The 14,788-nt window shown below is 74.3% G+C and carries 13 protein-coding genes and 1 tRNA gene; 8 read left to right on the top strand and 6 right to left on the bottom strand.

The window, feature by feature from the left end:
• Nucleotides 1-5 precede the first annotated feature (5 nt).
• On the top strand, nt 6-428 hold the full coding sequence (locus tag LPA27_RS14135; protein ID WP_228942843.1) for a DUF6153 family protein: 423 nt from the start codon (nt 6-8) through the stop codon (nt 426-428).
• 73 nt (nt 429-501) lie between these two features.
• On the top strand, nt 502-1,185 hold the full coding sequence (locus LPA27_RS14130; protein ID WP_228942842.1) for a DUF305 domain-containing protein: 684 nt from the start codon (nt 502-504) through the stop codon (nt 1,183-1,185).
• 21 nt (nt 1,186-1,206) lie between these two features.
• On the opposite strand, the gene LPA27_RS14125 is transcribed toward LPA27_RS14130, so the two are convergent.
• Nucleotides 1,207-1,282 (bottom strand) — tRNA-Thr (locus LPA27_RS14125).
• 127 nt (nt 1,283-1,409) lie between these two features.
• Between LPA27_RS14125 and LPA27_RS14120 the strand changes: the two genes are divergently transcribed.
• Entirely contained in the window at nt 1,410-3,287 is a 1,878-nt protein-coding gene (locus LPA27_RS14120) for a glycoside hydrolase family 13 protein (RefSeq protein WP_228942841.1), read from the top strand.
• A gap of 40 nt (nt 3,288-3,327) precedes the next feature.
• Nucleotides 3,328-4,539, top strand: coding sequence for a DUF4032 domain-containing protein (locus tag LPA27_RS14115; protein WP_056903444.1), 1,212 nt, complete (start codon nt 3,328-3,330; stop codon nt 4,537-4,539).
• Nucleotides 4,540-4,561: 22 nt separating this feature from the next.
• Here the strand turns inward: LPA27_RS14115 and LPA27_RS14110 are convergent, their stop codons facing one another.
• The gene (locus LPA27_RS14110) at nt 4,562-6,115 is read right to left on the bottom strand and encodes a metallophosphoesterase (protein WP_228942840.1); all 1,554 of its coding nucleotides are present in this window, start codon (nt 6,113-6,115) and stop codon (nt 4,562-4,564) included.
• 121 nt (nt 6,116-6,236) lie between these two features.
• Here LPA27_RS14110 and LPA27_RS14105 point away from each other — a divergent pair, with 121 nt between their 5' ends.
• Nucleotides 6,237-7,295 (top strand): aldo/keto reductase, encoded by a 1,059-nt coding sequence (locus tag LPA27_RS14105; RefSeq protein WP_228942855.1) that lies wholly within the window; start codon nt 6,237-6,239, stop codon nt 7,293-7,295.
• A gap of 10 nt (nt 7,296-7,305) precedes the next feature.
• On the opposite strand, the gene rlmB is transcribed toward LPA27_RS14105, so the two are convergent.
• Both rlmB and cysS read right to left on the bottom strand, forming a co-directional pair.
• Nucleotides 7,306-8,259 (bottom strand): 23S rRNA (guanosine(2251)-2'-O)-methyltransferase RlmB, encoded by a 954-nt coding sequence (gene rlmB, locus LPA27_RS14100; protein WP_228942839.1) that lies wholly within the window; start codon nt 8,257-8,259, stop codon nt 7,306-7,308.
• Complete coding sequence (gene cysS / locus LPA27_RS14095; RefSeq protein WP_228942838.1) at nt 8,249-9,667, bottom strand: cysteine--tRNA ligase; 1,419 nt, start codon at nt 9,665-9,667, stop codon at nt 8,249-8,251. Before cysS ends, rlmB begins: the two co-directional genes overlap by 11 nt.
• Before the next feature lie 85 nt (nt 9,668-9,752).
• Here cysS and LPA27_RS14090 point away from each other — a divergent pair, with 85 nt between their 5' ends.
• Nucleotides 9,753-11,066, top strand: coding sequence for a C39 family peptidase (locus LPA27_RS14090; protein ID WP_228942837.1), 1,314 nt, complete (start codon nt 9,753-9,755; stop codon nt 11,064-11,066).
• Nucleotides 11,067-11,070: 4 nt separating this feature from the next.
• Here LPA27_RS14090 and LPA27_RS14085 read toward each other — a convergent pair whose 3' ends face one another.
• Nucleotides 11,071-12,633, bottom strand: coding sequence for a molybdopterin-dependent oxidoreductase (locus LPA27_RS14085; RefSeq protein ID WP_228942836.1), 1,563 nt, complete (start codon nt 12,631-12,633; stop codon nt 11,071-11,073).
• Nucleotides 12,634-12,664: 31 nt separating this feature from the next.
• On the opposite strand from LPA27_RS14085, the gene ispF reads away from it, so the two are divergent.
• Nucleotides 12,665-13,192, top strand: coding sequence for a 2-C-methyl-D-erythritol 2,4-cyclodiphosphate synthase (gene ispF / locus LPA27_RS14080; protein ID WP_056903440.1), 528 nt, complete (start codon nt 12,665-12,667; stop codon nt 13,190-13,192).
• Nucleotides 13,193-13,213: 21 nt separating this feature from the next.
• Here the strand turns inward: ispF and nirD are convergent, their stop codons facing one another.
• Entirely contained in the window at nt 13,214-13,585 is a 372-nt protein-coding gene (gene nirD, locus LPA27_RS14075; protein ID WP_228942835.1) for a nitrite reductase small subunit NirD, read from the bottom strand.
• Between the two features lie 208 nt (nt 13,586-13,793).
• On the opposite strand from nirD, the gene LPA27_RS14070 reads away from it, so the two are divergent.
• Complete coding sequence (locus LPA27_RS14070; RefSeq protein WP_228942834.1) at nt 13,794-14,771, top strand: thiamine pyrophosphate-dependent dehydrogenase E1 component subunit alpha; 978 nt, start codon at nt 13,794-13,796, stop codon at nt 14,769-14,771.
• Nucleotides 14,772-14,788 lie beyond the last annotated feature (17 nt).

Here is a 14,788-nt window from a genome sequence, read left to right as displayed (position 1 = left end):
AGGACGTGACGAGGTCGAGGTCCCGCTGGGCCCTGGCCGCACTCTTCCTGGTGCTGGCCGGGCTGTTCGGCATGCACGGGCTCGGCGACCACTCCGCGGGCCACTCCGCCCACGTCGCCCCCGCCGGTGCCACCGACCACGGGACCGACCACGGGACCGGCCACGAGACCGAGACGGCCGGCGCGGCGGCCCCGGGCACCGGCCCGGACACGGCGGTGCTGTCGGCGCCCCCGGTGGACGACGGCATGGCCGGGCTGTGTCTCGCGGTGCTGCTCGGCGGCCTCGGCGCCCTGCTGCTCCTCGGGCGTGGACTGCGCCGCACCCCCTGGCTGCTGCCGCGGCTGACCCTCGTCGGGGTCGCCCCGCCGGCCCGTGGCCGCGACCCCGACCCACCGCTGCTCTCCGCGCTCTGCGTGTGCCGCTGCTGAGGAGCCGGTCGTCGACGACGGCCTGCACCTGCGCGCCCGCACACCTGAACCACCGACGAGAGACGAGACAGCCATGACCACGACCCGCACCACCCCTGCCCGCACCACCCACGCCCGCACGCGACGGGCCCTCGCCGCCGGCCTCGCGGCCGCGGCGCTCGCCACCGGCCTGGCGGCCTGCGGCGACGACGACGGCTCCGGCTCCGACACCGGGTCCGCCGCGGTCTCGGTGCCCGAGAGCGCCGACTTCAACGAGGCCGACGTCGTCTTCGCCACCGACATGGTCCAGCACCACGCCCAGGCCCTGGCCATGGTCGACATGACCACCGGCCGCGACCTCGACCCCGAGGTGGCCGACCTCGTCGAGCAGATCCGCTCGGCCCAGGCCCCCGAGATCGAGCAGATGGTCGACTGGCTCACCGCCTGGGACCAGCCCGTGCCCCCCACCGTCAACGACCACGCCAACGCCCACGCCGAGGACGGCACGGGCACGGACGGGTCCGGCGGCATGGACATGGACTCCGACATGCCCGGCATGATGAGCGACGCCGAGATGGACGCGCTGGAGGAGGCGCCCGACGCGTCCTTCCAGGAGGAGTGGCTGGAGATGATGGTCGCCCACCACGAGGGTGCGGTGGAGATGGCCGAGACCGAGGCCGCCGAGGGCGAGGACGCCGACGCGGTGGCCCTGGCGGAGTCGATCGTCGACTCCCAGAGCGCGGAGATCGAGCAGATGCGGGCGCTGCTCGGCGCGTGAGAGCGGTGGTGGGGCGGGTCGTGGAGCCGGTGACAGGAGTCGAACCCGCGACATCTTCTTTACAAGAGAAGCGCTCTACCTACTGAGCTACACCGGCGTGCGCTCGTCGAGCGCGGCGTCATCCTAGACGCCGCGCCCGACGGCGGCGCGAGCCGGGCGGCGCCCGTGGGCGCAGTCGCCGGAGCCGTGCGCCCGGCCGCGCGCGGTGAGGGAGAATCCGCGCCATGAGCCTGCTGCGCGAGCCCCACCACGACGGGTCCCCCGCCTACCTCGACGACGAGTCCCCGACGCTGGGCTGGTCGGTGCGCGTGCGCTGCCGGGTCGCCGCCGACGACCCGGTCGAGCGGGTCTGGATCCGCACGACGTACGACGCGGAGCCCACCTTCCACGCCTGCACCGTGGTCGCGCGCGACGCCCGCGCCGACGGGTCGGTGTGGTGGGAGGGCGAGCTGCCGCTGCACAACCCGGTCACCCACTACCGCTTCCTGCTGGTGGGCCCCGAGGCCGACGGCTCCCCGCAGCGCTGGCTCACCGCCGCCGGCGTCGTCGACCACGACGGCCCCGACAGCCTCGACTTCCGCGTCACCACCCACGCCGGGGCGCCCGACTGGGGCAGGGAGGCGGTGGTCTACCAGGTCTTCCCCGACCGCTTCGCCCGCTCGACGGCCGCCGACGAGCGCGAGACCCCGGCCTGGGCGGTGCCGGCGCACTGGGACGACGAGGTCGTCTTCGAGGGCTCCGACCCGCGCACGCCGCTCCAGCTCTTCGGCGGCGACCTCGACGGCGTCACCGAGCACCTCGACCACCTCGTCGAGGTCGGCGCGACCGTGCTCTACACGACGCCGGTCTTCCCCGGTGAGAGCAACCACCGCTACAACGCCTCCACCTTCGACGGCGTCGACCCGCTGCTCGGCGGCGACGCGGCCTACGCGCGGCTGGCCGAGGCCGTCCACGCCCGGGGGCTGCGCCTGCTCGGCGACCTCACCACCAACCACACCGGCGACACCCACGAGTGGTTCACGCGGGCCGCGTCGGCCCCCGACTCCCCCACCCGCGGGTGGTACTACTTCGCCCACGACGGCAGCTACGAGTGCTGGATGGGCCACGGCACGCTGCCCAAGCTCAACCTCGCCGACCCCGACCTGCGCGCGGCCATGGTCGAGGGCCCCAACAGTGTCGTGGCCCGCTGGCTGCGCCCGCCCTTCTCGGTCGACGGGTGGCGCATCGACGTCGCCAACATGACCGGGCGCCTCGGCGCGGTCGACGTCAACCACGCCACCGCCCGGGCCGTGCGGCGCACGGCGGAGGCCGAGCGCGGCGACGCCTGGGTCATCGGCGAGCACAACCACGACGCCTCCGGCGACCTCGACGGCGACGGGTGGCACGGCACCATGAACTACTCCGGCTTCTCCTGGCCGGTGTGGTCGTGGCTGCGCGACCCCGACTCCCCCGCACGCCCCTTCGGCCGCCCGGTGCCCGTGCCGCGCCGCCCCGGCCAGCAGGTCCACCGCACCCTGCGCGAGTGGCAGGCGCGCTACGGCTGGCAGGCCACCGCCCAGTCGTGGAGCATCCTCGGCAGCCACGACTCCGCGCGCATCCGCACGTTGACCGGCTCCGCCCCGGTCCACCGGGTCGCGGCCGGGCTCCAGTTCACCCTGCCCGGCGTGCCCATGGTCTTCGCCGGCGACGAGATCGGCCTCGAGGGCGTCAACGGCGAGGACGCGCGCCGCCCGATGCCGTGGCACCGCCGCGACGACTGGGACCACGACACGCTCGCGACGTACGCCGCCCTCGCGCGGCTGCGCGCCGCGGAGCCCGCGCTGACCCGCGGGGGCCTGCGGTGGGCCCACGTCGACGACGACACCCTCGTCTTCGTGCGCGAGCACCCCGCGGGGTCGCTCCTGGTGTGCGCGCGACGCGCCGCGGGCGGGAGCGTCGACCTGCCCGAGGGTGCCCTGCTCGCCACCGGCCAGGAGGCCCTCGGCGACGTCGAGGCGCTGCTCGGCACCGAGCCGGGGGGCCCGGGCGGGCGGCTCAAGGTCCGCCGCGGCACCCTGCGCGTGCCGGCCGACGGGGTCGGCGTGCGGGTCTGGCGGCTCTGAGCCGCCCGGGGCCGGCCGGGCGAGGGTCTAGGTTGTGGCCATGGCGCTGCGCATCGTCGCGAGCAGGCCCGATCCCGCGATCGTGACCCTGCCCTGGTCGACCCCGCTGGAGGAGTGGGACGACCGGTTCGTCGTGCCCCTGCCGCGCGGGCTCTCGCGCCACGTCGTGCGCATCGTGCGGCTGCGCGGGCGCACCTACGCGGTGAAGGAGACCGTGGAGGCGATCGCCTTCCGGGAGTACCGGATGCTGCGCGACCTCGGCCGGCTCGGCCTGCCCGCCGTGGTGCCCCAGGGGGTGGTGGCCGGCCGGGTCGACGCCGACGGCGAGGAGCTGCCCGCGGCGCTGCTCACCGAGCACCTGCAGTTCTCGCTGCCCTACCGCAGCCTGTTCAGCCACGGCCTCGACGCCGACGACCTGCCCTCGCTGGTCGACGCGCTCGTGGTGCTGCTGGTGCGCCTGCACCTCGCCGACTTCTTCTGGGGCGACGTCTCGCTGTCCAACGTGCTCTTCCGCCGCAACGCGGGCGGCTTCGCGGCCTACCTCGTCGACGCCGAGACCGGGGAGCTCAACGCCACGCTGTCCGACCAGCTGCGCCAGCACGACCTCACCGTCGCCACCGAGAACGTCTTCGCCGAGCTGCTCGACCTCCAGGCCAGCCAGTCGGTGCGCCACGAGATCGACGCCCACGCCGTCGTCGAGCTGCTGGGGCGTCGCTACACCGAGCTGTGGGACGAGCTGACCGGTGTCGAGCAGTTCTCCGCCGAGGAGATGTGGCGCATCGAGCAGCGCATCGAGCGGCTCAACGACCTCGGCTTCGACGTCGACGAGCTCGACATCGTCACCGACTTCGACGGCGACCAGGTGCGCATCCAGCCCAAGGTCGTCGACCTCGGCCACCACCGTCGCGAGCTGCAGGCCCTCACCGGGCTCAACGTCGAGGACGGTCAGGCCCGACGCCTGCTCAACGACCTCGCCTCCTTCACCGCCCACCACGACCTCGGCCGCGAGGACCGCTCGCTGGTGGCCAACCGCTGGCTGACGCGCATCTACGAGCCGGTGACGGCCCTGGTGCCGCCGGAGGCGCGGGGCAAGCTGGAGCCGGCCGAGGTCTTCCACGAGATCCTCGAGCACCGGTGGTACCTCTCCGAGCAGGCCGGGCGCGAGGTCGACATCTTCGACACCGCCCGCGACTACATCGCCACCCAGCTCACGCGCCGCCCCGACGAGGTCGTCGCCGTCGAGCCCGAGTGAGCCCCGAGCCGGGCACCGGCCCTCACTCGGCCTCGACCAGCTCCAGCTCGACGTAGTCGCGCACGGTGAAGGCGCCGTTGGTCTGCAGCTGCACCGACTGCACCCCTGCGGGCCGGCCGTCCTCGGCGTAGGTGACCAGCGTGACGTCGGCGGCGCGACGGATCTTGCTGCCGATCGCCAGGGCGTAGGCCGCGCCGCCGGTGGTGCCGTTGGTGACGGTGTAGCCGACCTGGTCGCCGTCGGTGGCCTCGACCCGGTCGGGTCCGCCCTGCACGTGCAGGTGCCCGCCCAGGACGAGGTCGGCGCAGCCGCGCTCGAGCACCTCGCGGGCCATGTTGGCGTCGTGGACCACGACGGTCTCGACGCGGTCCTCGGCGCCGCAGGCGGCGTCGGCCAGGCGGGTGCCGACCTCGTCGAAGGACAGCCCGGTCTCGTCGCGCCAGCTGCCCAGGCCGCTCGCGCGGGGGTCGGAGACGCCCAGCAGGTCGCCCCCGCCGGGGCCGTCGACGACCTCGCCGTCGAGCAGGGTCCAGCCACGGTCGGCGAGGTAGCGGCCCACGAAGTCGCCGTTGTCGTGGTTGCCGGTGACGGCCCAGCGGCGGTCGTCGTAGGGATCGCCGTCGAAGGCGGCGTTGAGGGAGTCGAGGGAGAAGGCCTCCCAGGGCTGGCCGGTGGAGGTGTCGTCGCCGAGGTCGAGCACCGCGCTGGCGCCGGCGGCGTCGCCGATGCCGCGGGCCACGGCGTCCATGCCGACGTTGTCGTGGCGGTCGGAGACGACGACCGCCACGGTCTCGCCCTCCGCCGGCTCGTGGAGGTCGAGGTCGGCGGCGGCCTGCGCGGCGTCGGCGTAGAAGACCCGGCTCTTGTCGTAGGTGTCGACGGCGCTGGCGACCAGACGGCTGGTCTCGTCGGTGGTGACGTCGCCGAGCACCTCGACGCCGGCCAGCTCCTCGGGCACGGGCACCCCCGGGCCGAGGAAGTCGTCGAGCGCGACCCAGCGCTGCTCGTCGGTGAGCCGGTCCTCGCGCGGCGCCCACGGCTGCCACAGCCCCGCGACCATCAGCCCCACCAGCGCCACGGCGAGCGGTCCCCGCGGCGTGCGCGCCACGCCCAGCAGCTCGCGGCGGCGGTCAGCGCCCACCAGCACCCACACCAGGAGCGGCACCAGCCCGAGCACCGCGCCCCGCAGGGCGGCGTCGACGGCCATGTCCTCGACCGCCTCGCGCAGCTTGGCCTCCAGCCCCTCGGGCTGGGCGGCGATGACGGCGTAGCGGTCGAGCAGCGCCCCGGTCGTCGTGGCGTCGGTCTTGCCGAGCCTGACGTCGATGCCGATGCGGCTGTCGGAGGCGACCCGCACGTCGGGCAGCACCGGACCGGTCCGCACGACGACCTCGCCGGTGAGGTCGGGGCGCACGACGGCGTCGTGGCTGGCCAGGTTGACCTCGCGGTCGCTGCCGAGGAAGAGCAGCACGGCGGCGAGGGCGGCCAGCACCAGCCAGGCGCCGAGGTAGCCCGCGACGACCGCGGCCGTGCTCCACGGCCGTCGCCGCACCGGGCCGGTCTGCTCCTCGTGCACGGGGTCGGCTCCTGGAGGTCGGGGGGCTGTGCTGGTTGGCCGGGCGGCCTAGCGTGGGCCCATGGCCGCCGACACCGCAGCAGACACCGCCCCCGACAGCACGCAGCAGCCCACGCCCTCGATGTCCCAGTATCGCAGCCTGGGTCGCACCGGCATGCAGGTGAGCCCGCTGTGCCTGGGCGCGATGATGTTCGGCGCCTGGGGCGAGCCCGACCACGCCGAGTCGACGCGCATCATCCACCGCGCGCTCGACGCGGGCATCACCATGGTCGACACCGCCGACGTCTACTCCCGCGGGGAGTCGGAGGAGATCGTCGGCAAGGCGCTCTCCGGCGGGCGCCGCGACCGGGTCGTGCTGGCCACCAAGTTCCACGGCCCCATGGACGTCGACATGGGCCAGCCCGGCGGCGACCCGCTCCAGCGCGGCAACTCGCGCCGCTGGATCGTGCAGGAGGTCGAGCACAGCCTGCGCCGCCTGCGCACCGACTGGATCGACCTATACCAGGTGCACCGCCCCGAGCGGGAGACCGACGTGGAGGAGACGCTCGCCGCCCTCACCGACCTCCAGCGGGCCGGCAAGATCCGCGCCTTCGGCTGCTCCACCTTCCCCGCCCACGAGGTGGTCGAGGCCCACTGGACCTCGGAGCGCCGCGGTCTGGGCCGCTTCGTGACCGAGCAGCCGCCGTACTCGCTGCTTGCCCGCGGCATCGAGCGCGACCTGCTCCCGGTGGCGCAGAGGTACGGCATGGGTGTGCTCCCGTGGAGCCCGCTGAACGGCGGCTGGCTCACCGGCCGCTTCCGTCAGGGCCAGGACGCCCCCGACAACCACCGCTCGCGCCTGCGCGCGGGCCAGTACGACCTCACCGACCCCGCCAACCAGCGCAAGCTGGAGGCGGTCGAGCAGCTCGCGCTGCTCGCCGAGGAGCTCGACCTGACGCTGGTGCACCTCGCCCTGGCCTTCGTGCTCCAGCACCCGGCGGTGACCGCGCCGATCATCGGCCCGCGCACCATGGAGCAGCTGGAGACCCAGCTGGGCGCCGTCGAGGTGCGGCTGACCCCCGACGTGCTCGACCGCATCGACGAGATCGTGCCGCCCGGCACCGACCTCGCCGCCGCCGACCGGGGCTACGTGCCGCCCTCGCTGGAGGACCCGTTCCTGCGTCGGCGGCGCACCGCCTGACCCGCCTGGGTCAGGCGCGCGCCCGGGCGATGGCGTAGAGCGTGACCGAGGCGGCGACGCCGGCGTTGAGCGACTCCACCTGGTTGGCCATGGGGATCGACACCAGCTGGTCGCAGGTCTCCGACACCAGGCGCGAGAGGCCGTTGCCCTCCGAGCCCACCACGACGACCAGCGGGCCGTCGGCCAGTTCGAGCTCGGGCAGGGTGACGTCGCCGTCGGCGGCCAGGCCGATGACCATGCAGCCGGCGTCCTGGTAGGCCTTGAGCTGGCGCACGAGGTTGACCGTCTGGGCCACCGGGATGCGCGCTGCGGCGCCCGCGCTGGTCTTCCACGCCGAGGCGGTCATGCCGGCGGCGCGGCGCTCGGGGATGACAACGCCGTGTGCGCCGAAGCCGGCCGCGCTGCGCACGACGGCCCCGAGGTTGCGGGGGTCGGTGACCTGGTCGAGCACCACGATGAGCGGCTTCTCGCCGGCCTCCTCGGCGCGGTCGAGCAGGTCGTCGGCGTGGGCGTACTCGTAGGCCGGGATCTTCGCGGCCAGGCCCTGGTGGACCGCACCGGCGGTGAGGCGGTCGAGCTCCTGGCGGCCGACCTCAAGCAGGCTGATGCCCTTGTCCGCGGCCAAGGCGAAGGCCTCGCGCAGCCGCCCGTCGCGCTCGGCGCCCTCGGCGACGTAGACGCCGGTGACCGGCACGCCCTCGCGCAGCGCCTCGACCACCGAGTTGCGCCCGGCGATCCACTCGATGTCGGTCGAGCCGGTGCGTCGCCGCTTCTGCGGGGTGCGCTCGGCCGACTTCTCGGCGCGCTTCTTGGCCTTGTGGGCCTGGTGGTAGGGCCGGTCGGTGGCCTTGGGCGTGGGGCCGCGCCCCTCCAGGCCGCGGCGGACCCGCCCGCCGGAGCCGGCGGTGGGGTTGCCCTTGCCGGTCTTCTTGATCGCGCCCTTGCGCTGGGAATTACCGGGCATCGGTCAGGCTCCACTTCGGTCCGTCGGGGGTGTCCTCGATCGCGATGCCGGCGTCCTTGAGCCGGTCGCGCAGCGCGTCGGCCGTGGGCCAGTCCTTGGCGGCCCGGGCCGCGTCGCGCTGCTGGAGGAGGCCGGCGACGAGGACGTCGACGGCATGGGTGAGCTGGTCGTCGGCGCCCGCGGCCGGACCCCAGGCGGGGTCGGCGGGGTCGAGGCCGAGCACGGCGAGCATGGCGCGCACCCCGCCCGCGAGCTCCCGGGCGCCGGCGTGGTCGCCCGCGGCGAGCAGGCGGTTGCCCTCGCGCACGGCGTCGTAGAGCACGGCCACCGCCGCCGGGGTGCCGAGGTCGTCGTCCATCGCCGCAACGAAGGCCGCGGGCAGGGCGTCGGCGGGCTCGACCGGCCCGCCGGCGGCGGCGACGCGGTCGAGGAGGCCCTCGATGCGTCGGAAGCCCTGGGCGGCCTCGTCGAGCGCCTCGAAGCTGAACTCCACGTGGCTGCGGTAGTGGGCGGCCACGAGGTAGAACCGCAGCTCCACCCCACGCACGCGCTGGAGCACCGAGGGGATGGAGAGGGTGTTGCCCAGCGACTTGCTCATCTTCTCGCCGGCGGTGGTGATCCACGCGTTGTGCAGCCAGTACGACGCGAACGCGTGACCGGCCGCGCGGGACTGGGCCTGCTCGTTCTCGTGGTGGGGGAAGCGGAGGTCGACGCCGCCGCCGTGGATGTCGAAGGCGGGGCCGAGGTACTTGCCGGCCATCGCGGAGCACTCGATGTGCCAGCCCGGCCGGCCGCGGCCCCACGGGCTGGGCCACGACGCGGTCTCGGGCTCGGTGGTCTTGCGGCCCTTCCACAGCGCGAAGTCGCGGGGGTCGCGCTTGCCGCGGGGGTCGGCGTCCTCGGCGGCCTCCATGTCGTCGATGCCCTGGCGCGTCAGCTCGCCGTAGGACGGCCACGACCGCACGTCGAAGTAGACGTCGCCCGAGCCGTCGGCGGCGGCGTAGGCGTGGCCGCGCTGCACCAGCGCGCCGATCAGCTCGACCATCTCCGGCACGTGGCCGGTGGCGGCGGGCTCGTAGGTCGGCGGGGCGACGTTGAGCGCGGCGTAGGCGCGGTCGAGCTCGCGGTGCATCGCGTAGGCCAGGTTGAACCAGGGCCGGCCCTGGTCGGCGGCCTTGGTGAGGATCTTGTCGTCGATGTCGGTGACGTTGCGGATGAAGGTGACGTCGTAGCCGCTGTGGCGCAGCCAGCGCTGGAGCACGTCGAAGTTCACCCCCGAGCGCACGTGGCCGACGTGCGGCTCCGACTGCACGGTGAGACCGCAGAGGTAGAGACCCGCCCGACCCTCGACGAGGGGGACGAAGTCGCGCACCTCGCGCGTCGCGGTGTCGTAGAGCCTGAGCGTCACGGGCCCAGTCTAGGAGCGCGGGGCCCCGCCCGGCGCATCCCCGGATCCTGTGACTGCTGTGACGGGAGTGACTTATCGTGGCGGCATGCGTCCTCCCCGCCGTCCCGCCGCCTCCCGCCTGCTCGGCGCCCTGCTCGGCGCCGCCCTCGTCGCGCCGCTGGCCCCCGCGACCGCCGCGACCGGCTCCGCGTCGGCGGACCCGGCGCCGGCCGAGCGGCGCGCCAGCACCCGGCAGGTCGACCAGACCCGCTTCGAGGGCGCGAAGGCCTTCCGCGCGGGACAGCTGGCCGGCACCCGCGTCGCCCGCGACCGCGTCTTCCTCGGCGAGCCCGTGGCCACCCGCGGCTACGATGGGCGCACCTACGACGTGGGCCGCTGGACCGGCCGCTGGGTCGAGCCGGGCTTCGGCCTGACCCAGCTCGTGGCCTCGTGGGAGGCGCGCACCCCCGGCGACAGCTGGGTCGAGGTCGAGGTCCGCGGCCGCGGCCCCGCCGGGAGGGTGACCGGCTGGGACACCCTCGGCCGCTGGGCCGCCGACGACCGCTTCGTCCAGCGCACCACCGTCTCCGGCCAGGACGACGACGACACCTCCGTCGACGTCGACACCTGGAAGGTGGGCGGCACGGCCGGCATGGCGGCCTGGCAGGTGCGGGTCTCGCTGATGCGGCGAGCGGGCGCGTCGACCAAGGCGCCGTCCTTCGGCTCGGTCGGGGCGATGTCCTCGCGGCTGCCCACCGGCGACGTCACCACCTCCAGGCCCGGCGTGGCCCGCGGCGTGGTGCTCGACGTGCCCCGCTACTCCCAGATGATCCACCAGGGCCACTACCCGCAGTGGGGCGGCGGCGGCGAGGCGTGGTGCTCCCCCACCTCGACCTCGATGGTCCTGGCCTACTACGACGCCCTGCCCTCCCCCGGCTCCTACTCCTGGGTCGGCCAGGGCCACGTCGACCCGTGGGTCGACGCCGCCGCCCGCAGCACCTACGACCACGCCTACGACGGCACCGGCAACTGGCCCTTCAACACCGCCTTCGCCGCGCTGCACACCACCTCGCCCGAGGGCGGCGGCGCCTTCGTGACCCGGCTGCGCTCGCTGCGCGAGGCCGAGCTGATGATCAAGGCGGGCATCCCGGTGATCGCCTCGATCTCCTTCGGCTCCGGCGAGCTCTCGGGCGCGCCGATCTCGGCCTCCAACGGCCACCTGCTGGTCATCGTGGGCTTCACCGCCTCGGGCGACGTGGTGGTCAACGACCCCGCCGCCCGCGACCGCACCGGCGTGCGCCGCACCTACGACCGCGGACAGTTCGAGGACGCCTGGCTGCCCACCTCCGGCGGGCTGGCCTACCTCGTCACCGACGCCGAGCACCCCCTGCCCGCGCCGCGCGAGCACTCCAACTGGTGACGCCCTAGGCGGAGGCGGTGAAGTCGCGGGCGTCGAGGCCGGTGGCCCCGTCGGGCAGCACGTCGCGCTCGACGGCGGTCTGCACGAGGCCGTCGGCGTCGGTGGCCCGCACCCGCACGAGGTGGTCGCCGGGCTCGACCTCGGCCGTGCCGGTCCACTGCACCCAGGTGTCGTCGCTCGGCACCCGGCCCAGCTCGGCGGGCAGCCACGGTCCGCCGTCGACGCTGAACTCCACCGCCGAGATGCCGGTGTACTGCGACCAGGCGACGCCGCCGAAGCGGACCTCGCCGGCGGCGACCTCGGCCCCGGAGGCGGGCACGTCGACGCGCGAGGACATCTTCACGGGGCCCATCTCGCCCCAGCCGCGCTGGGTCCAGTAGGCGTCGACGTCCTCGAAGCGGGTGACCTCGTAGTCGACGACCCACTTCGTGCCCGAGACGTAGCCGTAGAGCCCGGGCACGATCGTGCGCACGGGGAAGCCGTGGTCGATGGGCAGCGGCTTGCCGTTCATGGCCACCGCGAGCATCGCGTCGCGCCCGTCGGTGAGGGCCGCCAGCGGGGTCGAGCAGTTCCAGCCGTCCTCCGAGGTCTGGAGCACGCAGTCGGCACCGTCCTGGACCCCGGCGCGCTCGAGCAGGTCGGCGACGCGCACCCCGCTCCACCAGGCGTTGCCGATGAGCGTGCCGCCGACCGGGTTGGACACGCAGTTCAGGGTGATCCAGGCCTCGGTGGTCTCGCTGTCGAGCAGGTCCTGGTAGGTCACGACGACCTCGCGGTCGACCATCCCGTGGATGCGCAGCGACCAGTCGACCGGCTCGATGGTCGGCACCACGATGGCGGTGTGGATGAGGTAGAAGTCGTCGTTCGGGGTCATCCACGACGAGATGCCCTCCACCGGCAGCCGCGCCCCGGTCGGCAGCGTCGGCTCCGTGACGCCGTCGAGCTTCAGCAGCCGCCGGGTCTCCTCCACGTGGCGTCGCCCGGAGCCGAGGACGCGCCCGGCCACGCCGAGCACGACACCGACGCCGGCGATCAGCCCCGCCCGCAGCAGGAACGTACGCCGCGTCGCGCGGTCGGCGCCCTGCGCGACCGGGTCGGTGCCGTCGACCTCGGCGGCCGCCGCCGTGAGCCGCTCGGCGCGGCGCAGCGGCTCGGTGAGCAGCGAGAGGCACACCACCCAGGTGACGTAGCCGACCGCGACGGGCACCAGGTCGATCGAGCCGGCGCTGCGCTGGAGCAGCACCGCGGTCGCGGCGAGCGCCGCGAGCAGCGAGTAGACGAGCACCGGCGCCCACCAGCGGGTGCGCGCCAGGCGACCCGTGCCCCAGAAGAGCCACGAGACCAGCAGCAGGATGACGAGCACCAGGAAGGGCTTGTCGAAGGTGCCCAGGAAGCGGATGGCCCGCTCGGCCACCGGGCCGGGCGTGAGGCGGATGACCAGCTCCGCGATCGCCACGACCGGCGACTCGCGGATGGTCATGAGCATCGCCGCCGCGTAGCTGGTCAGCAGGCCGGCCCAGCCGGCGACGAGGCCGGCCGGGGGCCAGAGGTCACGGGGGCGTTCCACCTCTTGATTGTGGCTCAGGCATCATCATCGCGTGCACGAACCCCCGTCAGGACCCCGCGTCGGCATCGGCACCGACGTCCACCGGCTCGTCGAGGGCCGCGCGATGCACCTGGCCGGGCTGTCCTGGCCCGAGGAGACCCACGGGCTGGAGGGCCACTCCGACGCCGACGTCGCCGCCCACGCCTGCTGCGACGCGCTGCTCTCGGCGGCCGGGATCGGCGACCTCGGCTCCCACTTCGGCACCGCGGAGCCCGCCTGGGCCGGCGCCTCGGGGGCCACGCTGCTCGCCGAGACCGCGCGACGGGTCCGCGAGGCCGGCTTCACCATCACCCACGTCGCCGTGCAGGTCATCGGCAACCGGCCCAAGGTCGGCCCGCGCCGTGCCGAGGCCCAGGCCGCGCTCGGCGCCGCCGTGGGCGCGCCGGTGTCGGTCTCGGCCACCACCACCGACGGCCTCGGCCTCACCGGGCGCGGCGAGGGCGTCGCGGCCGTCGCCACCGCGCTGCTGCAGGCGCTGGGCGAGGAGACGACACCACGGACCGCCCACCAGCAGGAGTGACCCCGGGCCGCGGCGGCCGGATCAGGCGGCGTCGACCTTGCGGTGCCCGACGTGCACGACGCCGTCGAGCACCTTGACGCAGTAGACCGGCACCGAGACCCCGAGGTCGTCGAGGCAGCGGCCGGTGCGCAGGTCGAAGGCGTGCTTGTGCGCCGGGGAGGCCACGAAGGGCACCCCGGAGCGCTGACCCACGATCCCGCGGGCGAGCATCGAGGCCTTGGCGAACGGGTCGTGGTTGCCGAGGGCGTAGACGGTGTCGTCGGCGCGCCGGAACAGCGCGACGGCCTGGCCATGGACCAGCGCGGTGGCGCCACGGTCGACCTCCAGGTCCACGACGCGGCAGACCGGCTGCCACTCGTCCTGGCTGGCTGCGCGTGCCGGACGCGGGGTCATCCGCGCCCTCCGGCGGGCCGAGTCATCGCCATGGAGGTGCCTCCTTCACCCGGTCGACGCTAGGTCTGGCGTGTTCGGTGCCGGTTTCGCCGTGTTACGGGCGTGAAAACCCTTCCTGCGCGGCGACCTCTTGTGGGCGGTGACCTGGGTCACCTACAGTCTGAACATCCGTGACTGACATATGCACATATGTGCAAAGGAGCCTCCTGTGACCTCTGCCCCTCTCGCCGACGCCGGACGCGCGCGTCACGCGCTGCTGACCATGTGGACCATCCGCCGCTTCGAGGAGGCGGTCGACGACCTCTTCGCTCGCGGGCTCATGCACGGCACGATGCACCTCTCGATCGGCCAGGAGGCGTCGGCTACCGGCGCCTGCATGGCCCTGCGCAGCGACGACGCCATCACCTCCACCCACCGCGGGCACGGACACTGCATCGGCAAGGGGGCCGATCTGACGCGGATGATGGCCGAGCTCCTGGCCAAGGAGACCGGTTACTGCCGTGGTCGGGGCGGCTCCATGCACATCGCCGACGTCGCCACCGGCAACCTCGGCGCCAACGGCATCGTCGCGGGCGGCATCCCGATCGCCACGGGCGCCGCGCTGGCCTACCAGCTGCGCGGCGAGGACCGCGTGGTGGCCTGCTTCTTCGGCGACGGCGCGGCCAACGAGGGCGCCTTCCACGAGGCGGTCAACCTGGCGGCCATCTGGAAGCTGCCGGTGGTCTTCATCTGCGAGAACAACAAGTACGGCATGTCCTTCTCCACGGAGAAGTCGATGGCGGTCGCGCACGTCGCCGACCGTGCCTCGGCCTACGGCATCCCGGGCGTCACGGTCGACGGCAACGACGTCGAGGCGGTCCACGCCGCGGTCGCCGACGCGGTCGCCCGGGCCCGCTCGGGCGCGGGACCCACCCTGGTCGAGAACGTCACGTACCGGTGGAAGGGCCACTCCAAGTCCGACAAGAACCTCTACCGGACCAAGGAGGAGATCGCCGAGTGGCGGGCCCTGGACCCGATCGTGCGGTTCGAGGCCGTCGTCCAGGAGCGCGGGCTCCTCGACGAGGCCGCCGTGCAGGCCGTGCGCGACGAGGCCAAGCAGGCCATGCGCGAGGCCGTGCGTGCCGCCAACGCCGCACCCGACGCCGACCCCTCCGACCTCCTCGACGCCGTCTTCGCCCCGGCCTGACCCGCCGCGGCCCACCC

Origin of the sequence: Nocardioides sp. Leaf374 (genome assembly GCF_916862475.1) — a bacterium.
In the GTDB taxonomy this organism is placed as follows: domain Bacteria; phylum Actinomycetota; class Actinomycetes; order Propionibacteriales; family Nocardioidaceae; genus Nocardioides; species Nocardioides kribbensis.
The sequence above is the reverse complement of the archived record's forward strand: the minus strand, read 5'-3'. Positions and strand labels throughout refer to the sequence as shown.